The following is a 20,507-nucleotide window of genomic DNA, read 5'->3' as shown; positions in this document are numbered from 1 at the left end:
AGTAAAGGGCGCCGCATGGGCGCCCTTTAAAATGCTTAGTTTGAGGCCACGCGCAAAAGGTCGGTCACGCGGCGGACTGTGACGCGGCGGTTCTCCTCGGAGGCACCTTGCGTGTCGACCTTCAGATACTCTTCGCCATAGCCCTGCACCACGAGGTTCTCCGGCGGAATGTCGAAATATTCCGTCAGTGCCAAGGCCATGGATTCGGCGCGGCGGTCCGAGAGCGCCAGGTTATAGGCGGCATTGCCAACAGCATCCGTGTGACCCTCGATCAGGAAGATCTCGCGCGGATTGTCGTCGATGCGCGCTTTGATCGCCTCGCCCAGCTGTGACAGCTCCTCGGCCTGTGCGGGCCGGATCGCGGCAGAGCCGGTCTCGAAGGTCACATTCTCGACCGAGATCGCGGGGGCAAGATCGCGCACATCTGCAATCTGGCGAACCTGCGACAGGGTGAAGCCACGATCGGTGTCGGCGCTGCGAGCCAGCGCATCGCGCAGGGCGTCCTCGTCGCTCGTGCTCGAGACATCGCGGAAATTCGCGCGTGGCAGGTCGGAGACCCGAACCGGCTCCGCCCCTTGGCTATCGTCGATCAGCACATAGCGTGTCCCGTCCGGTTCGATCCGCGTGCGCTGCACGATGCGGCGCTGGGCGTCATAGACCGTCACGATCTGGGCGCCGTCCTCGCGGCGGGTGATCGTGCGGGTCGAGCCGTCATCATAATTGCGCGTGCTGATCCGCGCGCCCGGTTGACGCAGCAATGCGTTATCATCCTTGATCAGCCCGTAGGAGCCATCAGGGTTCTGCACGACGACACGGTCGCCGGAATTCACCGCAACTTCCGAGCCGTTATTCAGGATCGCGCCAACGGCCAGAGCCCCGAGACCCGCAATCGCGACCTTCTCGAAATCGGACAGACCCTCGTCCTTATCATCGCGGTCACGGTCCTGCGCCTTGGCGTTGACGGCCGTGGTGAAATCCTCGTTCGAGGAACGGGCATTCTCCTTGGTGATGACCTCTTCGGTCATTTTCGGATCATCCGCAGGTGCGGCTTTGGCGTCGCCATCGCGCGGCATCTCCGCCTCGGCGGCGAGGGCCTCGTTTTTCACGGGAGCGCCTTCGCTGGCCCGCTTCTGGGCATCCTCGGTCGCGGCAAGGGCTTCCTCGACGCGGCGCGACTCATCGGCCTTGGCCACGTCATCCGTCTTGGCCGCGTCATCTGACTTGGCCGCGTCATCTGACTTGGGCTGTGCATCTTTGGTCCCAGCGTCAGCCGCTTGCGGGTCGCGGGGCTCGGGCGCAGCCTGCGCATCGGCCTGAGCCTGCGCGTCGGCATCCGCCTTCGCCTCGGGCTTCACATCGGCATCGGGCGCGTCCTGTTTCCCGGCGAGGGCTTTGGCCAGCGAGTCGGGATCGGTCCGGCCATTGGCCTTGTTAGGCGCTTCCTCTTCGGCACTCTGCTGCGGGGAAGGGGTCGCCATGTCGCGATCCGCGGATTTCTCCTCTGCGGGCATGTCGGCTTTCGCGTCCGCGTCTGCTCGGGCCTGCGCGGGTGTCGCATCAGAGGGCCCTGCATCGGCAGCCCCTTTATCGGCGGCCCCAGCATCGGCGGCCCCTGCATCGGCGGATTGAGCGTCGGGTGCGGCTTTGGTCGCTGGCGGCTCTTTTGCCTGCGCCTGATTGTCCTGCGCCTTATCGGCCCCATCCGTCGTCTTGCCTTCCAGCTTGCGTTTCAGCGCATCGACCTTGCCGCCCTCGGTGGGCGTCTCGCCGGTTGCGGCTGCCTGCGCTCGGGGCTTCGTGTCCTCATCTGTCTGGGCCTGCGTCTGGACACCGGATTTCGCTTCGGCATCCTTACCGGGCGCCGTGGTCACCTCGGCCTTGGCTGTGCCTTTGGCAGCCGGCTTGGCCTGTGCCGTATCATCTGCCGCATCACCCTGTGCGGCAGCTTTGGCATTGCCGCCACCCATGGCTTTACGCGCCTCTTCGGTGCTGTCCTCGGCCTTTTGGCGGGCCTGTTTCTGGATGGCATCCTCGCTGCGCTTCTCGGCCTCCGAGCCGGGGGCGCTTGCGGTCATGCCCTCGCACAGATCGGCCGCCGCCTTGGCGGAGACACCATTCTGGCTCTGGGTCTCGATACAGCTGTTCTGGCGGGCCTGACCGCGGGGCTTCTCTTCCGCGCCGGTCGACACACGGCCATGATCGGGGTCCGATTTGCCTTCGGCCCCTGTCTGGCCTTCTGCCTGCGCCTGTCCTGCCGCCAGAGGGGCGGTCTGGGCCATGGTCAGGCCGGGGGTGACGGTGGCAAGAGCCGCAATCAATGCGGTGGTGCTACGAAGTGTACTCTTCATCATTCCTCCAAGGCGACAGCGCTCCAATGGCTAGATACTTTGGCTGGGGCTGTCTTTTCAGGCGGATAACACCGAGAGAATGATAAATGTTCCTGATGTGCCGGAATGGTGCTTCCGGATCGGCGGATTTTTGCACGAAAAAGGGGCGCGATAATTCGCGCCCCTTTTTTATTCAATGGGTTATGTTTAGCTCGGCATCTCTGCGGTGATGCCGTCAACATAGAAGTTCATTCCCGCCAGCGTGCCGTCATCGGCCACTTCGCCGTCGGCCAGCCAGTCCGATCCATCCTGTTTTTTGAGCGGACCGGTGAAGGGATGATACTCGCCCGTGCGCATCGACTCGATCAGCGCCTCGGCCTCTTCCTTCACTTCGGCGGGCACGGCATCGGTGATCTCGCCGATCTCGACCATGCCGGTATCGATGCCCCCCCAGGTCGCATCCGATTCCCATGTGCCATCCAGAACCGCCTGCACGCGCTTCTTGTAATAGGGCGCCCAGTTGTCGATCGTGGAGGTCACGCGCGGCTTGGGCGCGAAATTCGACATATCCGAGGCCTGACCGAAGGTGATCACATTGCCCGCTTCCTGAGCCTTGGCTTGCGGCGCGGTGGAATCGGTGTGCTGCATGACCACATCCACACCGCTTGCGATCAGCGCGCCTGCGGCATCGGCCTCTTTCGCCGGATCGAACCAGCTGTTGATCCAGACCACCGACATCTCGACATCGGGATTGACCTTCTTGGCGTGGATATAGGCCGCGTTGATGCCCTGAATACATTCGGGGATCGGGAAGGAGCCGATATAGCCGATCTTGTTCGACTTGGTCATGCGGCCCGCGATGGTGCCCTGAACGGCGCGGCCCTGATAGAAGCGCGCGTCATAGGTGCCCACATTCTCGGCGCGCTTATAACCGGTCGCGTGCTCGAATTTCACATTCGGGAATTTCTTGGCGACGTTCTGGACCGCATCCATATAGCCGAAGGAGGTCGCGAAGATCAGCTCGTGGCCTTCCAGCGCCAGCGAGGTCAGCGAACGCTCGGCATCGGGGCCTTCGGGCACGGATTCGATGAATTTGGTCTGGATCTTGTCGCCAAATTCGGCTTCTAGCGCCTGACGGCCCTGATCATGCTGGTAGGACCAGCCCATATCGCCTACCGGACCGACATAGATGAAGCCGACTTTCAGCGGGTCGGCCTGTGCGAAAGCGGGCGCGCCACTGGCTGCGATGCCGGCCATAGCGGCCGAGGAGGCAAGGAAGGTTCTGCGTTTCATGGAGGGTTCCCCTTGGATGATGGGCATCTTGATGTGCCCGAAGTTAGCCCCTTAGCGGGAGGCATGGAAGGATTTTCCGAGGCTGCCCGGTCCGGCCTGAGCGCCGTTGCGATGCATCGCGGAAAGAAGGACGAGAGCGAGGATGGTCACCAGATAGGGCGCCATCGACAGCAGGTGGACGGGGATCGCATAGCCCGCGGCCTGTAGCTGCAATTGCAGCGCGGTGATCCCGCCAAAGAGATAGGCTCCGATCAGCGCGCGTTCGGGCCGCCACGAGGCAAAGACGACGATTGCCAGCGCGATCCAGCCCGCGCCTGCGGTCATGCCCTCGGTCCATTGCGGCACACGCACGAGGCTGAGATAGGCGCCGCCAATCCCTGCCAGTGCCCCCCCATAGGCCAGCGCCATGAAGCGCACGGCCACCACGCGGTAGCCGAGCCCGTGAGCCGCGTCATGGTTCTCGCCCACGGCTTTCAGGATCAGCCCGCCACGGGCGAATTTCAGGAAGGCCCATGTGGCCGCGCACAGGATCAGCGAGAGATAGACCACCCAGTCATGCGAGAAGAGAATACGCCCGAGCACCGGAATATCGGAGAGCGGGCCGAAATCGAGCTTGGTGGTCGGCGGCGGGCGCACACCCTCGAAGGGCTTGCCCAGAAGCGCCGAGAGCCCCAGCCCGAAAAGCGTGAGCGCCAGCCCCGTGGCCACCTGATTGGACAGAAAGACCTGAGTCAGAAGCCCGAACAGAAGCGCCAGCACCACTCCCGAGAGGGCGGCTGCGATAAAGCCCAGGACGGGGCTGCCGGTGGCCACGGCCGCGGCAAAGCCGCCGATCGCGCCCATGACCATCATTCCCTCGACCCCGAGATTGAGCACGCCCGAGCGTTCGACCACCAGCTCGCCCGTGGCCGCCAGCAGAACGGGCGTCGAGGCGGTCATCAGCATGGCAATCAGTGTGACGATATCGATACCACCGATCATTGGGCGTCTCCGTAAAGGCTTGTGGGGTCGGGGATAGGCCCCCAGAGAAGATAGGCGATGGCCAGCCCGATCAGGCAAGCCACGGCAAAAAGAACCAGATCCGCGCGCGAGCGGCGCAGGGCACGGGCCGCGCGACCGGCATGGAAAGCCTCGTCCTCGGTCGCGGCCACGTCCAGCCGCTTGCGGGCCAGATCCGAGAGGCGGCGGGTCACCTCCAGCACGGCCAGAAGCCCGATGGCAATCGGCACATAGAGGATGGCCGAGGCCGACCAGACCAGCAGATAGTAAAGGGCCAGCCCGCCAAGCACCCCCATCACCCCCAGAACGGGACGGTGGAGCGAGGGAAGCCTGCGGCTCATACCGCTTTCCCCAGTTTCACGCGGTAATTGGTCAGCACGTCAAACCCCAGGAGGAAGAACAGGAGCATTCCCTGGAACACCTGGATTGCGGCGGGGGGCAGTTGCAGCATCAGCTGGGCCACATCACCGCCGATATAGGTCAGCGCCATCAAAAGCCCCGCCAGCAGGATGCCTACCGGATGCAACCGGCCCAGAAAGGCCACGATGATCGCGGTGAAACCATAGCCCACATTGAACCGGTCGGTGATCTGGCCTGCAGGCCCCGCCACCTCGAAGAGCCCCGCAAGCCCCGCCAGCGCGCCCGACAGGCACAGGCAGGTAACGATCAGTTTTGCGGGCACGACGCCTGCAAAACGCGCCGCCCTTGGTGCCTCGCCCGCCACGCGGATACGGAAGCCCATGATATGGCGGTGCATCAGGATATAGGTGAAGATCACCGCAATGAGTGCGGCGACCACGCCCCAATGCGCGCCGGTGCCCGCGATCAGCTCGCCGTTGAAGGCCGAAGGATATTGCTGCAGGTTACGCGAGCCGGGCATGCCGAAGCCTTCGGGATTTTTCAGTGGACCGAAGGCCATATAGGCCAGAAAGTTCTCGGCCACATAGACCAGCATCAGCGACACGAGGATCTCGTTCACCCCGAACCAGACCTTCAGGAGCGCGGGGATCAGCCCCCATACGAGCCCGCCCAATGCGCCCAGCACGATCATGGCCGGAAAGAGCCATGCGGCTTCTGCGGGATACACATGCAGCGCGAGCCACGCGCCCGCGAGCGCGCCCATGATATACTGGCCCTCGGCGCCGATATTCCAGATCCCTGCGCGGAAGCCTACCGCCAGCCCCGTGGCGATCAGGATCAGCGGCGCAGCCTTCACCAGAAGCTGGCTGCGGAAATAGGCGGCATTGGGGCCGAGGATCGGGTCCCAGAAGATTGCCTTGATCGCGGTGAACGGGTTGGTGCCAAGCGCGGCAAACAGCAGCCCGCCGGCGATCATCGTGGCAATCACCGCAAGGATCGGCGTGGACCATGCCCAGTGGCGCGAGGGGGTGGGGCGGCGGATCAGCGTGATCATGCGCTGGCCTCCTGCATCCCGTGGGCACCGCCCAGCATCAGCCCGATCTCCTCGATTGTCAGGCCCTTGGTCGGGCGCGGTGCCGACAGGCGTCCTGCATTGAGCGCCGCGAAATGGTCGGAAATTTCCATCAACTCGTCCAGATCCTGAGAAATCACGATGACCGCGCCCCCTTTGGCCGCCACATCCAGCAGTGCCTGCCGGATCGAGGCGGCAGCAAGCGCATCTACCCCCCAGGTGGGTTGGTTCACGATCAGCACCGCAGGCTCCTGCAGCACCTCGCGGCCCACCACGAATTTCTGGAGATTGCCCCCCGAAAGTGCGCGCGCCGCCACATGCGGCCCCGGAGTGCGCACATCGAAGGCCTTGATGATCTCCTCGGCAAAGGCGCGGGCGGCGGCCATATCGACCATGCCTCCCTTGGCCAGGGGGCGCCGGATCGTGCCGGTCAGCAAGGTGTTCTCGGTCAGGCTCATGGCGGGCACGGCGGCATGGCCCAACCGCTCCTCGGGCGCGGCCAGAAGGCCGAAGGCGCGGCGCTCGTTGGGGCCGAGCCCCGAAAGGTCACGCCCCGCCAGCACCACGCTGCCCGCAGCCGAGGGGCGCTCGCCCGCCAGCGTGGCCAGAAGCTCTTCTTGCCCGTTTCCGGCCACACCGCCTATGCCCAGCACCTCGCCCGCGCGCAGACGCAGGGACACATCCTTGAGGGATGGACCGAATTGCGAGAGGGGGGCAAGGTCGAGCCCCTGCACCTCCAGAACCACATCCCCAAGCGTGCGCCCCTCACGGTCGGTCACCTTCAGTTCGGCCCCCACCATCAGTTCGGCCAGCTCGCGGGCGGATTTCTCGCGCGGGATCGCATCGCCCACCACCTTGCCGCCGCGCAGGATGGTCGCGTGGTCGCACAGCGTGCGGATCTCCTCGAGCTTGTGGCTGATATAGAGGATCGCGGTGCCTTCGGCCGCAAGCTGGCGCAGGGTGCGGAAGAGGATTTCCACCTCCTGCGGCGTCAGCACCGAGGTGGGTTCATCCATGATCAGAAGCTTCGGATCCTGCAGCAGGCAGCGCACGATCTCCACGCGCTGCCGCTCCCCCGCCGAAAGGTCGGCCACAAGGCGGGCAGGGTCTAAGGGCAACCCGTATTGGGTGGAAATCTCACGGATACGCCGGGCGAGCTGGCGCATGGGGGGCGGGTTCTCCATCCCCAAGGCCACGTTCTCGGCCACATTCAGCGCATCGAATAGCGAGAAATGCTGGAACACCATCGCCACTCCGCTCGCGCGTGCGGCGCGGGGTTCGGGCGGCGCATAGGGCATGCCGCGCAGGGTCATCGTGCCCTCATCGGGCTTCACCAGCCCGTAGATCATCTTCACCAGCGTCGATTTGCCCGCGCCATTCTCGCCCAAGAGCGCATGGATCTCGCCCTGACCGATCTCGAAGCCGACATTGCTATTGGCGATCACGCCCGGATAGGCCTTGGTCAGGCCCTCAAGTTTCAATAGGGGATCGCTCATGCTTCTCTCGCGTCCTGACTGTCGGGTTTTGACCGGATGGTCGTTTCTTGTCTCAATACTCCGGCAGCGACCCCGATCGCAATGGCCTGCGGATGTTTGCCCAAGGAAGGATCGCCGATGGGGCATTGTATTTGCCCGATTTTCTCTGCGCTATGGCCCAGATCCCGCAACCGGCCCCTGAACCGCGCCCATTTGGTCTCTGATCCGATCAGCCCCAGATGGCCGAAGCCATGGGTCAGCAGCCGGTGGCACAGATCCAGATCCAGCGCATGCGAATAGGTCAACACATAATGATGCGCATGACAGGGCGCGAGCGGCACCAGATCGGCGGGGTTCTCGGCGATCAGGGGTGTGACACCCTGCGGCAGGGTCGCAGGGAAGCGCGTGGCATCGGTATCGGCCAGATGGATCGCATAATCGGGGAAGGGCGCGAGGGTGGCGGCAATCGCGCGCCCCACATGGCCCGCGCCCCAGATCCATACGGGCAGGGCGGGGGGCGCCACTGGCTCCACCAGCCAGCCATCGACCAGAAGCTGCGGCACCTGCCCGCGGTCGCGGTGGCGGGACAGCGCACGATGGACTGAGAGCGGCATCTCGGCAGGCCCGTCGAGGCGGCGGGCATGGAGCGGACCGAAGCTGCGGTCCAGATCCTGCGCGGTTATCGCTTCATAGGCCAGGGTTACCGCGCCGCCACAGCATTGGTTCATCGCAGGGCCAAGCGGGATGGAGTGGCGGCCTGTCCGGCCTGCGCGGGCTGCCTTGATGGCCGCATATTCCAGCGCGCCGCCGCCGATCGTGCCCTCGATATGGCTTGCAAAGACCAGCATCTCGGCGCCTGTCTCGCGCGGGGTCGAGCCCTTCACACCTACCACCAGCACGCGGGTGAAAGGCCCGCGCGTGGCGGCCTCGCGTAGGCGCGTCGGATCGAAGCTCATGCGTCCTCTCCGGTGCCTTCGGCGCGCGCGATCGCATCGAGGATCGCCTCGGGCGTGGCCGGTGCGCGCAGCGCGGGCCAGTGCGGGCCACAGGCCGCCACCGCATTCTGCAGCGCGAAGAAGACGGCATTGCCATGCATGAAGGGCGGCTCGCCCACGGCTTTGGAACGGTAGATCGTGTCCTTGCGGTTGGGCTGGTCCCAGAGATCCACGTTGAAGATCCGCGGCCGGTCCGAGCAGGCGGGGATCTTGTAGGTCGAGGGCGCATGGGTGCGCAGCGCGCCCTTGTCATCCCAGACCAGTTCCTCGGTCGTGAGCCAGCCCGCGCCCTGCACAAAGCCCCCCTCGACCTGACCCTTATCGATCGCAGGGTTCAGCGAGGCGCCTGCATCATGCAGGATATCGGCGCGCAGGATGCGGTTCTCGCCGGTATGGCGGTCGATCACCACCTCGGCGATGGCCGCGCCATAAGCGAAGTAGTAGAAGGGGCGTCCGGTGCCCGTGGTCCGGTCCCACGAGATTTCGGGGGTGGCGTAATAGCCGGTGGAAGACAGGCTGATCCGCGCCTGATAGGCGGCCAGAACGGTTTCGGTGAAGGTGCCGCGATAGGCGCCTGCGGCCACGAACCCATCCGCGAAGGTAACATCCTGCGCGGCGCAGTCCTCACGGGCGGCGAGGAAGGTGGCGATCCGGTCGCGGATGGTCTCGCAGGCAGCCTTGACGGCCATGCCATTGAGATCGGCGCCCGAGCTGGCCGCCGTGGCCGAGGTATTGGGCACTTTGTCGGTATCGGTGGCCGAGATGCGGATCTGGCTCAGCGGCAGGCCGAAGATGCTCGCCGCCACCTGACAGACCTTGATATGCAGGCCCTGACCCATTTCGGTGCCACCATGATTGAGCCGCACCGTGCCATCCTGATAGACATGCACCAGTGCGCCCGCCTGATTGAGATGGCTGAGTGTGAAGGAAATCCCGAATTTCACCGGCGCCAGCGCGATGCCCTTTTTCAGCACCGGATTGGCGGCGTTCCACTCGGCCACCGCCCCTTGGCGGGCGGCAAAACCGGCGCGGGTGGTGAGGTCTTCGGTCAGCGCTTGCAGGATGCTGTCCTCGACCGGCTGGCCGTAATGGGTGGGGACGGGAGCCTTGCCCATCTCGGGATAGAAATTGCGCCGCCGTAACTCCAGCGGGTCGAGCCCCATCACCTGCGCCAGATGCTCGATCGCGGCTTCGGTGCCCAGAATACCCTGAGGTCCGCCAAAGCCGCGATAGGCGGTGTTCGATTGCGTATTGGTGCGCAGACGCAGGCTTTCGACGCGCAAAGCGGGGATGTGATAGGCGGCATCGGCATGCAGCATGGCGCGGTCGCAGACCGGCAGCGACAGATCCATCGACCAGCCGCAGCGGGCGTATTGGCGCAAGACCGCACCGGTGATCCGGCCATCGGTATCCGCGCCGATATGGTAGTCCACGCGGAAATCATGGCGCTTGCCGGTGATCGTCATATCGTCATCGCGGTCATAGCGCATCTTGCAGGCGCGGCCCGTGAGGTGGGCGGCCACGGCGCAGGCGATGGCGGGCTGGTTGCTCTGGCTTTCCTTGCCGCCAAAGCCGCCGCCCATGCGCCGCATCTCGATACGCACATCATGCATATGCAGGCCCAGAGCCTCGGCCACCTTATGCTGCACCTCGGTCGGATGCTGGCTGGAAACCCGCACGATCATACCCTGATCCTGCGGCTCGGCCATTGCGGCCTGACCTTCGAGATAGAAATGCTCCTGACCGCCGATCTCGATGCTCCCATGGGCGGTGAAAGCCGCCTGCGCCAAGGCTTCGGTCGGGTCGGCGTTTTCCCAGATGATCGGGCCGCCCTCATACCAGCTCTCGCGCGCGATGGCCTGATCGATGGTCAGGACAGGCTCGCGGGGGTCGTAGGTGATGCGGGCGCGGCGGGCCGCGATACGGGCCAGACGATGCGAGGTGGCGGCCACGATGAAGACGGGCTGGCCGATATACTGGACCTCGTCCTCGGCCAGAAGCGGCTCATGCCAGCCACGGTCGGTGGAGGCATCGTTCTCGCCCGGAATATCGGCGGCGGTGAGCACGGCGATCACCCCTTCGGAGGCGCGGACCTCGGTGAGGTCGATCCCGGTGATCCCGGCGCTGGCCTCGCTGGACAGGCCGAAGGCCAGATGCAGGCAGCCTTTGGGCTCGGGGATGTCATCCAGGTAGCGCGCCTGACCGGTGACGTGCAGGCGGGCGGAATCATGGGGCAGGGGTTTGGCGACGCTCATGGCTGCACCTCCAGAATGGAGAGGTGTTGGCCGCTGAGATCGGCCAGATAGCGCAGCGCCAGCCCCTCGGCGGCTTTCAGGCGGTAGCGGGCGGAGGCGCGCATATCGGAGAGCGGCTGGAAATCGAGGCCAAGCGCGGGGAGCGCCGCACGGAAGGTCTCGTCAGACAGCGGCTTGCCCGTGAGGAGCGCCTCGAAACCGCTGGCGCGTTTGGGGGTGCCGGCCATGCCGCCGAATGCCACGCGGGCCGACGCGATGGTCTTTCCGTCGAGCGTCAGGTTGAAGGCCGCGCAAACGGCGGAGATGTCCTGATCGAAGCGCTTCGACAGCTTATAGGCACGGAAATGGGACGCGGATTTGGGGAAGGAGATGCTTTCGACAAACTCGCCCTGTTGGCGGTCCTGTTTGCCGTAATCGAGGAAGAAGTCCTCGAGGGGTAGCTCGCGGCGCGTGTCGCCCTGGCGCAGGGTGAGCGTGGCGCCAAGCGCGATGAGCGCGGGGGGCGTGTCGCCGATGGGCGAGCCATTGGCGATATTGCCGCCCAGGGTCGCGGCCTGCCGCACCTGCTCGGAGGCGAAGCGTCGCAGAAGTTCGGCGAGGCTTGGCAGATGCGGCGCGACCGCGTGACGGAGGGCCGCGATGGTGGTTGCAGCGCCGATGGTGAAATGGGTGTCGGTTTCCATAATTAGGGCGAGGTCCGCGCATTGGCCGAGGAAGGCCACAAGCGGCAGATCCTGCAGCTTTTTGGTGACCCAGAGCCCGACATCGGTGGCACCGCCGATCAGCGTGGCCTGCGGGTGGGCGAGATACCAATCTGCCAGTTCTTTTGTGGAGCGGGGGAGGAAGGGAGGCTGTCTGCCTCCCTCTGGACCTTCGGTCCATTCACCCTCCGAGGATATTTCAGGACGCTGGAAGGGGGTGTCCATCCAGTCGGGTGCAGGCGCGTTGGCGGCCGCCTGGGCTGCGCGCAGAATCGGGGCATAGCCCGTGCAACGGCAGAGATTGCCGGCCAGAAGATCATCATGGTCGTGCTGGTTGTTCTGGTGCGCGCAGGCGAGAGAGGCGATGAAGCCCGGGGTGCAGAAGCCGCACTGGCTGCCGTGATGGGTGATCATGGCGTCCTGCACGGGATGGCATTGGCCTTGGGGACCGGTGATGCCTTCGACCGTGCGCAGAGCGCGGCCATGGAGTTGCGGCATCATCAGGAGGCAGGCATTGAGGGGTCTGGAGCGATCGGCATCGGTCACGATCACCGTGCAGGCACCGCAATCGCCTTCGTTACAGCCTTCTTTTGTTCCGGTCAGCCCTTCCGCGCGTAACCAGTCCAGCACCGATTGCGTCGGGTCGCTGATTGCGACCTGGCGGGTTTCTCCGTTGAGAAGAAACGTGATATCCATGAGAAGACTTTCGCCACGGTACAGCTGTGAAGTGCGGCCCCGCCCGATGTGGCGTAGAACGGGGGCGCGGTTCTGGGATGCGTGAACCTGTGCTCAGAAAAGCTTGGCCTGTGGGGCGGGTGCAAGGCTGAACTGACGGTTTGCGCCAGAATGGCGGGCGGAATGCCTTCAAATTGTGCGCATTGCCTGAAGAGTGGTCAATTGGAAATTCGCCTTGGTGGGTGGGGCGGGTGAAATTTGACCGGCCTTCCGCGTGATCGGCCTTTTCGCAGCCGCGCGGGCCGCATAGATTGGAGGGATGACAGAGCCTCGATTCATCCATCTCCGCGTCCATACCGAATATTCGCTTCTCGAGGGCGCCGTGCCCGTGAAGAAGCTGATCAAGATGTGCGATGCGGCCAATATGCCCGCAGTCGCTGTCACCGATACCAATGCGATGTTTTCCGCACTGGAGTTTTCGGTCACGGCCAAGGGGGCAGGGTTGCAGCCTATCCTGGGCTGTCAGGTCTCGCTGGCCTATGATCCGGCGCGTCCGGGCGAGAAGATCCGGTTGCCGGCACCGGTGGTGCTCCTTGCGCAGAACGAGAAGGGCTACGAGAACCTGATGGAGCTCTCGACCTGTCTTTATGTCGGCAAACATGGGGATCTGGTGCAAGTCACCACCGAACAGCTGGAACGGCATGCAGAGGGCATTATCTGTCTGAGCGGTGGGGCCGAGGGGCCGGTGGGCAAATTCCTCCAAGCCGGTCAGCCCGAACGGGCGCGGGCGCTGATGGAAGAGCTGGCGCGCATCTATGCGGGACGGTTCTATGTGGAGCTGCAGCGCCACCCGGGCGAGGACGGGCGCGCGATGGAGGCCGAGCGGCTGACCGAGCGCGGCTTTGTCGAGATGGCCTACGAGATGGGGCTGCCACTGGTGGCAACCAATGATGTCTTTTTCCCCAAGCCCGAGATGTATGAGGCGCATGATGCGCTGATCTGCATCGGCGAGGGGGCCTATGTGGATCAGGCCGATCCGCGCAGGCGCCTGACGCCTGCCCATTATTTTAAATCCGAAGCCGAGATGGTCGCGCTGTTCGCGGACCTGCCCGAGGCCGTGGAGAATACGGTCGAGATCGCCCGGCGCTGCGCCTATGGCGCTTCGAAAATCGATCCGATCTTGCCGAAATTCGCCGATGACGAGATCGAGGAATTGCGCAAGCAGTCCTGGGAGGGTCTGCGCAAGCGTCTGGAGGTGATCGAGGCGGCGGCGCCTGTGGAGGAATACGAGGAACGGCTGAAATTCGAGCTCGGGATCATCGAGCAGATGGGCTTTCCGGGCTATTTCCTGATCGTGGCCGATTTCATCAAATGGTCGAAGGCCCATGATATTCCGATCGGTCCGGGGCGGGGTTCGGGGGCGGGCTCGCTTGTGGCCTATGCGCTGACCATCACCGACCTTGATCCTTTGCGCTACTCGCTCCTGTTCGAGCGGTTCCTGAATCCCGAGCGGGTTTCGATGCCCGACTTCGATATCGATTTCTGCATGGATCGTCGCGAGGAGACGATCAAATATGTGCAGCAGAAATACGGGCGCGAGAAGGTGGGGCAGATCATCACCTTCGGTGCGCTGCTCTCGAAAGCCGCCGTGCGCGATGTGGGGCGTGTGTTGCAGATGTCCTTCGGGCAGGTGGACCGCCTGTCGAAGATGATCCCCGTCGAGGGGGTGAAACCTGTCTCGATCGAGAAGGCGCTGGCCGACGAGCCGCGTCTGCGCGAGGCCGCAAAGAACGAAGAGGTGGTCGCCCGCCTTCTGAAATATGCCCAGCAGGTCGAAGGGCTCTTGCGCAATGCCTCGACCCACGCGGCGGGTGTGGTGATCGGGGACCGTCCGCTGGACCGGCTCGTGCCGCTCTATCAGGATCCGCGCTCGGATATGCCCGCGACCCAGTTCAATATGAAATGGGTCGAGAGCGCCGGGCTCGTGAAGTTCGACTTCTTGGGTCTGAAGACGCTGACCGTCGTGCAATCGGCGATGAACCTGATCTTCAAATCGGGCAGGCCGCTCCATGTGGATGCGCATGGCAATACGCTTTACGAGCCGGCGCCGGGCGGGGAAAACCAGATCAACCTTGTGCCTCTGGATGACCAGAAGACCTATGATCTTTACTCGGCGGCGCATACGGTCGCGGTGTTCCAGGTGGAATCCGAGGGCATGAAATCGGCGCTCCGGCAGATGAAGCCCACCTGTATCGAGGATATCGTGGCGCTTGTCGCGCTCTATCGTCCGGGTCCGATGGAGAATATCCCGACCTATTGCGATGTGAAACACGGGCGCAAGCCATTGGAGTCGGTGCATAAGACCATTGACCATATCTTGGCCGAGACGCAGGGCATTATCGTTTATCAGGAACAGGTGATGCAGATCGCGCAGGAGATGGCGGGCTATACGCTGGGCGGCGCCGACCTTCTGCGCCGCGCGATGGGTAAGAAGATCAAGGAGGCGATGGATGCCGAGCGCCCGAAATTTGAATCGGGGGCGGCGAAAAACGGGGTCGATAAGAAAAAGGCCTCGGAGGTGTTCGACCTTCTGGAGAAATTCGCCAATTACGGCTTCAACAAATCCCACGCCGCCGCTTATGCGGTGGTCAGCTATTACACCGCTTGGCTGAAGGCCAATCATCCTGTCGAGTTCATGGGCGGGGTGATGAATTGCGATATCCATCTGACCGAGAAACTTGCGATCTATGCACAGGAGGTCAAGAAGGGCTTGGGCGCGGAGATCGTGCCGCCTTGCGTCAACCGCTCGCTCTCGACCTTTGATGTGGTGGACCAGAAGCTGGTTTACGCATTGGGCGCGCTGAAGAATGTGGGCGTCGAGGCGATGGAACTGATCGTGCAGGCACGGCAGGTGGAGGGGAAGGACAAGCCCTTCCGTGACCTCTTCGATTTCGCGCGCCGCGTTGATCTGAAGCGGGTTGGCAAGCGGCCGCTGGAGATGCTGGCGCGGGCGGGAGCCTTTGACCAGCTGGACCCCAACCGCAAGCGGGTGTTCCAGTCGCTCGACAGCCTTGTGGCATGGTCGGGGGCGGTGGTCGAGGCCAAGAATTCGGCGCAGGTGTCGCTCTTTGGCGATGCGGGCGATGATCTGCCGCCGCCGCGTATGGCCGATACCGATGACTGGTTGCCGGGCGAGAAACTGGCCGAGGAGCATAAAGCGATCGGCTTCTATCTCTCGGGCCATCCGCTGGAAGATTATATGCCTGCGCTCAAGCGCAAGAAGGTGATGACCCTCGACGAGATCCATGCCAAGGCGGTAGGCGGGCCCTTTGCGGCGAAGATCGCGGGGGAAGTCGCCTCCGTGCGCGAGAAGAAATCGGCCAAGGGTAACCGCTTTGCCTTTGTGGCGCTCTCGGATGCGTCTGGGCCCTATGAGGTGGCCTTCTGGTCCGAGGCGCTGGAGGCCTGCCGTCCGGTGCTCGAGACGGGGCGTCTTCTGGTGCTCAACGTCAAGGTCGAGGTGGATGGCGAGTCGGTGCGTATGGTGGCGGGCTCTGCCAGCCCCGTCGATACGATGGTGGCCGATGCCGGTGGCACGGGGCTGATGATCCATGTGGAAACCCCCGAGGCCGTGCCTTCGATTGCCTCGCTGCTGACGCGGCTCGAAGAGGAGGGCAAGGTGCGCTCGCGCGGACCGATCAGTTTCACGGTGTTCGATGCCGAGAAGAATTGCCGCTACGAGCTGGCCACGGGGCGGGATTTCCCGGTGAACCCGCAGATCAAGGGGGCGATCCGCTCCCTGCGCGGCGTGTCGATGGTGGAAGAGATCTGAGGGCGGGGTCGATTTCCTCGGGGCCATCGAGGCCCCGAAGAAATCGGTCAGGCCGCGCGCGGGCGCGACCTTCCTGCTGCCTTATCCCCAGGTCGGGTGGAAGCGGTTGGTTGGGCTGAGCGTGAAGATCTCGCAGCCATCCGCCGTGACACCCACGCAATGTTCGAACTGTGCCGAGAGCGATTTATCGCGGGTGACGGCGGTCCAGTCATCGGCCAGCACCTTGGTATCGGGACGGCCCAGATTGACCATCGGCTCGATGGTGAAAATCATGCCTTCCTCGAGCACGGCCCCCGAGCCCGCGCGGCCATAATGCAGCACATTCGGCGGTGCGTGGAAGACGCGGCCTACGCCATGGCCGCAGAAATCGCGCACCACGCTCATACGGTTGGCCTCGACATATTTCTGGATCGCATGGCCGATATCGCCGAACGTATTGCCCGGCTTCACCTGTTCGATGCCGATCATGAGCGCGTCATAGGTGACCTGGATCAGGCGTTCGGATTTGCGCGAGAGATTGCCCGCCACATACATGCGCGAGCTGTCACCATACCAGCCATCCTTGATGACGGTGATGTCAATATTGAGGATGTCGCCATCCTTGATCACCTTGTCACCCGGGATGCCGTGGCAGACGACGTGATTGACCGAGATGCAGGAGGCATGCTGGTAGCCGCGATAACCGATCGTTGCCGAAGTGGTGCCGAGTTCCTCGACGCGCTTGCGGATGAAGGTTTCCAGATCCATCGTGGTGATGCCGGGGCGGACATGCTGGGCCACCTCGTCGAGGATCTGCGAGGTCACCGCACAGGCGGCGCGGATGCCGTCAAAATCATCCGTGGTATTATAGATGCGGATCCCGTCTTTCGTCACGCGGCCTTGGGCTTCATCCACCGGCTCTCTCCTTCAATCGCTTATGCCGTAGTTAATCACAAAATGATGCCATGACTAGGGCTTGGGCTTTTCGCTTATGTCAACCCGGCCTATACCTGTGCACAAAGGAGATAAACCCATGTCTGACGCGAAGAAGCCCAATCCCACTGCTGCTATCCTCATCATCGGGGATGAAATCCTGTCGGGCCGTACCCGCGAGGGCAATGCCTATTATCTGGCAGGCGAGCTGACCAAGGCGGGGATCGACCTGAAGGAAGTGCGCATCGTGTCCGATGATCAGGACCAGATCGTGGGCGCGATCCATGCGCTGTCGAAAGCCTATGACACGCTTTTCACCTCCGGTGGCATCGGGCCGACCCATGACGATATCACCGCCGATGCGGTGGGTGTGGCTTTTGGCGCGAAGGTCGATGTGCGCGACGATGCCAAAGCGCTGCTGGCCGCGCATTACGCCCAACGCGGGGCGGAGTTCACGCCGGCGCGGATGCGGATGGCGCGGATCCCCGAAGGGGCCACGCTGATCGACAATCCCGTCTCCGTCGCGCCCGGCTTCACCATGGGCAATGTGCATGTGATGGCGGGCGTGCCCAATGTGTTCCAGGCGATGGTGGCAAGCGTGCTGCCCACGCTCACGGGCGGTGCGCCGGTCCTGTCGCGCAGCCTGCGGGTGCCGCGCCCCGAATCCGAGATTGCCGAGCCTTTGCGGGATCTGGCCGAGACCTATTCCGACCTGTCCTTCGGGTCTTATCCCTTTGTAACGGATGGAAATTACGGCGTGAATCTTGTGGTGCGCGGGCAGGACGAGACGCGGCTCGAGACCGCCTTCGCCGAGCTACAATCGGCGTTTTCGGAGGGGCAATGACCTCTGGCACCGCGACCGGCTTTTATGAATTGATCGACGCCACATGGCCTGCCGCAGCCTTCCATAGGGCGGGCGGCTTTGTGGTGCGCGATGGCAAGGGGGGCGGCAGCCGTGTAAGCTCGGCAAGCCTCGAGGTGCCACTCTCCGAGGCCGATCCGGAGGCTGCGATTGCCTGCCATCGCGCTCTCGGGCAGCCGGTCAAGTTCCAGATCCGCGAAGGTCACGAGGCGCTCGACGCAATGCTGGAGGCGCGGGGCTATGAGTGTTTCGATCCGTCGCTTGTCTATCGTGCCCCCGTCGTGACTTTTCCGCAGGACATCCCCGAACTGGCGGCCTTCCCGCATTGGCCGCCGCTGGCCGTGACCCGCGAGATCTTCGAGGAGGATGGCATCGATGCGGCCCGTCAGGCAGTGATGGCGCGGGCACAGGGGCCTGCTTGTGTCATTCTGGGCCGTAACGGGGATCGCGCGGCGGGGGCTGCTTTTGCGGCCTGTGCGGGGCGCGAGGCCATGATCCATGCGCTTACGACCCGCCCCGAGTTCCGCCGTCGTGGCGTGGCGGGCCATATTATGTCCGAGGCGGCCCGCTGGGCGGGGGCGAACGGGGCCACCGCGCTCAATCTTGTCGTGCGCGCGTCCAATACAGGGGCGATCGCGCTTTACGAACGGCTGGGGATGACCCTGCAGGGCCGCTATCATTATCGTCGGGAAATCCTATGACCATGTTTCGTTCCGCCTTGCTTTCGATTGCCCTTTCGGGGCTGGCCGTCGTTGCCGCCCGCGCCGAGCCCCTGCAGCTCGATCTGCCGGAAGATGCCACGATCAGCGCCTCCGATAGTAACCCGGCCACCGATTACAGCCTGCTGACCGGGCCGTGGACCTCTGCCGCTCCGGCTTCGGCACGGGCGCTGGAGGGCACGCGGATCGATACCGCATGGCGGCTGCGCGGCAACCAGCAGACCACGCTGCAGATCATGGCGCCCTTGCGGAGCCAGATCGAGAATGCGGGCTACAAGGTGCTTTATGATTGCGCGACCGAAGCCTGTGGCGGGTTCGATTTCCGCTACCAGCTCGATCTTCTGCCCGAGCCTGGGATGCATGTGGATCTGGGAGATTTCCTCTATCTTGCCGCGCGCAAGGGGCCGGAATATCTGGCGCTGACAGTGAGCCGCTCGTCGAATTCCGGTTTTGTGAACCTCACCACGCTGAGCGCCGGTGTGGTCGATGCCGCGCGTCCCGATAATCCGCTGCAGATTACCACAACCAAGGGGACAGGGCAGGAAAGCCGCCCCATCGGGACGCTTTTGCAGACCGAAGGTCATGGGGTTCTGGACGGGCTCGATTTTGCAAGCGGTGCCGACGAGCTGAAACCCGGCAGCTATAACAGTCTCGCGGCGCTGGCCGATTATCTGGCCTCGGCGCCCGAGGCCAGTATCGCACTCGTGGGGCATACCGACATGGAAGGCGCGCTTGCAGGCAATATCGATCTGTCGAAACGCCGTGCAGAGGCGGTGCGGCAGCGCCTGATCAGCGATTACGGCATCGCCCCCGAGCGGATCGTGGCCGAGGGCGCGGGGTGGCTTGCGCCCATCACCACCAACCTCACCGAGGAGGGACGGCGCACCAACCGGCGTGTCGAGGCCGTGCTGACCTCGACCTCGCTCGAGTGATCACCAGTTGTTCGGTCCGCGATCCTGAAAGGTATCCACGAGGAAATCCATGAAGGCGCGGACTTTGGGCTGGGTATAGCGGCCCGGGGGATAGATCGCATAGATGCCCATCGTGTCCTCGGGCAGATCGGGCAGGGCTTCCTCGACGATCCCCTTCTTCAGCGCCTCTGCGCACAGGAAGGAGGGTAGGTAGGCGATGCCCAGCCCGCTGATGGCCGCCTGCAGGAGCGATTGCCCGTCATTCACCGTCAGCCAGCCTGCCGAGCGCACCTGACGACGCTCGCCGGAGGGGGCGGTGACCTTCCAGACATTGCCGGTCGACTGGTTGGAGTAATGTAGAAGTTTGTGGCTGTTGAGATCGTCGATCTTCATCGGACGGCCGTATTTCTGGAAATATCCGGGGGCCGCGATCATCTTCTGTCCGGTCTCGGTCAGCTTGCGCGCACGCAGGCTGCTATCTTCCAGCTCGCCCAGACGGATCGCCATATCGAACCCTTCCGAGATCAGTTCCACATAGCGGTTGTTGAGCACCATATTCACATTGATCTCGGGATAGGTGCTCAGAAACTCGCCCAGAACCGGCGAGAGAAGATGCACGCCGAAATCCGTTGCAACCGAGATGCGCAGTGTCCCCGAAGGCGCCGTCTGCATAGAGGTGACCAGCGCGTCGGCCTCGCCCGCATCGTTGAGAACCCGTCGCGCGCGGTCATAATAGGCCATCCCGATCTCGGTCGGCGAGACACGGCGCGTGGTGCGGTTCAAAAGCCGCGCCCCCAGCCGCGTTTCCAGCGCGGAAACATGTTTCGAGACCGCAGATTTGGAAATTCCCATCTTTCTGGCCGCGTCGGTAAAACCGCCCTGATCCACGACCGTGGCGAAGGCTTCCATTTCTGTCAGACGGTCCATGCTCGGCAACCCTTGATTCATTTCGACTTTTCGAAGATCGGGGCCAAATCGGGCTGAATTGGGGCTACGAATGGACAATACAGGGGAATCGCCAAAATGGGTGCGCTGACGGAAACGGTTTCACCCTTTATACACGCTGGGGTTGGGCCGGAGGCGCGTTAGCGCCGAGCGGATCTGGCAGGGCCTCAATGG

15 protein-coding genes are annotated in these 20,507 nt (G+C 63.6%); 4 read left to right on the top strand and 11 right to left on the bottom strand.

The window, feature by feature from the left end; translation table 11 throughout:
- Positions 1–35 precede the first annotated feature (35 nt).
- The 9 genes from WDB91_RS01805 to xdhA all read right to left on the bottom strand — a co-directional run bounded on the left by WDB91_RS01805 (position 36) and on the right by xdhA (position 12,173).
- On the bottom strand, positions 36–2,351 hold the full coding sequence (locus WDB91_RS01805) for an OmpA family protein (RefSeq protein ID WP_339113461.1): 2,316 nt from the start codon (positions 2,349–2,351) through the stop codon (positions 36–38).
- A gap of 183 nt (positions 2,352–2,534) precedes the next feature.
- Complete coding sequence (locus WDB91_RS01800; protein ID WP_339113460.1) at positions 2,535–3,620, bottom strand: BMP family ABC transporter substrate-binding protein; 1,086 nt, start codon at positions 3,618–3,620, stop codon at positions 2,535–2,537.
- Between the two features lie 51 nt (positions 3,621–3,671).
- The gene (locus WDB91_RS01795) at positions 3,672–4,601 is read right to left on the bottom strand and encodes an ABC transporter permease (RefSeq protein WP_339113459.1); all 930 of its coding nucleotides are present in this window, start codon (positions 4,599–4,601) and stop codon (positions 3,672–3,674) included.
- Positions 4,598–4,960 carry a hypothetical protein gene (locus tag WDB91_RS01790; RefSeq protein WP_339113458.1) on the bottom strand — a complete coding sequence of 121 codons (363 nt, stop codon included), beginning with the start codon at positions 4,958–4,960 and terminating at the stop codon, positions 4,598–4,600. The genes WDB91_RS01795 and WDB91_RS01790 overlap by 4 nt, the downstream gene beginning before the upstream one ends.
- A complete protein-coding gene (locus WDB91_RS01785; protein WP_339113457.1) occupies positions 4,957–6,033 on the bottom strand; it encodes an ABC transporter permease in 1,077 nt (358 codons plus the stop codon). Before WDB91_RS01785 ends, WDB91_RS01790 begins: the two co-directional genes overlap by 4 nt.
- Positions 6,030–7,547: an ABC transporter ATP-binding protein gene (locus WDB91_RS01780; protein WP_339113456.1), complete on the bottom strand. Its 1,518-nt coding sequence runs from the start codon at positions 7,545–7,547 to the stop codon at positions 6,030–6,032. The genes WDB91_RS01785 and WDB91_RS01780 overlap by 4 nt, the downstream gene beginning before the upstream one ends.
- Entirely contained in the window at positions 7,544–8,482 is a 939-nt protein-coding gene (xdhC, locus tag WDB91_RS01775; protein WP_339113455.1) for a xanthine dehydrogenase accessory protein XdhC, read from the bottom strand. Before xdhC ends, WDB91_RS01780 begins: the two co-directional genes overlap by 4 nt.
- Complete coding sequence (gene xdhB, locus WDB91_RS01770; RefSeq protein WP_339113454.1) at positions 8,479–10,776, bottom strand: xanthine dehydrogenase molybdopterin binding subunit; 2,298 nt, start codon at positions 10,774–10,776, stop codon at positions 8,479–8,481. The genes xdhC and xdhB overlap by 4 nt, the downstream gene beginning before the upstream one ends.
- Complete coding sequence (xdhA, locus tag WDB91_RS01765) at positions 10,773–12,173, bottom strand: xanthine dehydrogenase small subunit (protein WP_339113453.1); 1,401 nt, start codon at positions 12,171–12,173, stop codon at positions 10,773–10,775. The genes xdhB and xdhA overlap by 4 nt, the downstream gene beginning before the upstream one ends.
- A gap of 298 nt (positions 12,174–12,471) precedes the next feature.
- On the opposite strand from xdhA, the gene dnaE reads away from it, so the two are divergent.
- A complete protein-coding gene (gene dnaE / locus WDB91_RS01760) occupies positions 12,472–15,984 on the top strand; it encodes a DNA polymerase III subunit alpha (protein ID WP_339113452.1) in 3,513 nt (1,170 codons plus the stop codon).
- 81 nt (positions 15,985–16,065) lie between these two features.
- On the opposite strand, the gene map is transcribed toward dnaE, so the two are convergent.
- On the bottom strand, positions 16,066–16,878 hold the full coding sequence (gene map / locus WDB91_RS01755) for a type I methionyl aminopeptidase (RefSeq protein WP_339113451.1): 813 nt from the start codon (positions 16,876–16,878) through the stop codon (positions 16,066–16,068).
- Positions 16,879–16,996: 118 nt separating this feature from the next.
- Here map and WDB91_RS01750 point away from each other — a divergent pair, with 118 nt between their 5' ends.
- Genes WDB91_RS01750 through WDB91_RS01740 form a run of 3 tightly spaced genes read left to right on the top strand, consistent with a single transcriptional unit; the run spans position 16,997 to position 19,409 of the window.
- On the top strand, positions 16,997–17,740 hold the full coding sequence (locus WDB91_RS01750) for a molybdopterin-binding protein (protein WP_339113450.1): 744 nt from the start codon (positions 16,997–16,999) through the stop codon (positions 17,738–17,740).
- On the top strand, positions 17,737–18,459 hold the full coding sequence (locus WDB91_RS01745) for a GNAT family N-acetyltransferase (protein WP_339113449.1): 723 nt from the start codon (positions 17,737–17,739) through the stop codon (positions 18,457–18,459). Before WDB91_RS01750 ends, WDB91_RS01745 begins: the two co-directional genes overlap by 4 nt.
- The gene (locus WDB91_RS01740; RefSeq protein WP_339113448.1) at positions 18,456–19,409 is read left to right on the top strand and encodes an OmpA family protein; all 954 of its coding nucleotides are present in this window, start codon (positions 18,456–18,458) and stop codon (positions 19,407–19,409) included. Before WDB91_RS01745 ends, WDB91_RS01740 begins: the two co-directional genes overlap by 4 nt.
- Here the strand turns inward: WDB91_RS01740 and WDB91_RS01735 are convergent, their stop codons facing one another.
- Complete coding sequence (locus WDB91_RS01735) at positions 19,410–20,315, bottom strand: LysR family transcriptional regulator (RefSeq protein ID WP_339113447.1); 906 nt, start codon at positions 20,313–20,315, stop codon at positions 19,410–19,412.
- Positions 20,316–20,507 lie beyond the last annotated feature (192 nt).

The organism is Thioclava sp. GXIMD2076 (genome assembly GCF_037949795.1).
Lineage (GTDB): Bacteria > Pseudomonadota > Alphaproteobacteria > Rhodobacterales > Rhodobacteraceae > Thioclava > Thioclava kandeliae.
This window is presented reverse-complemented; position numbering and strand designations above follow the sequence as displayed.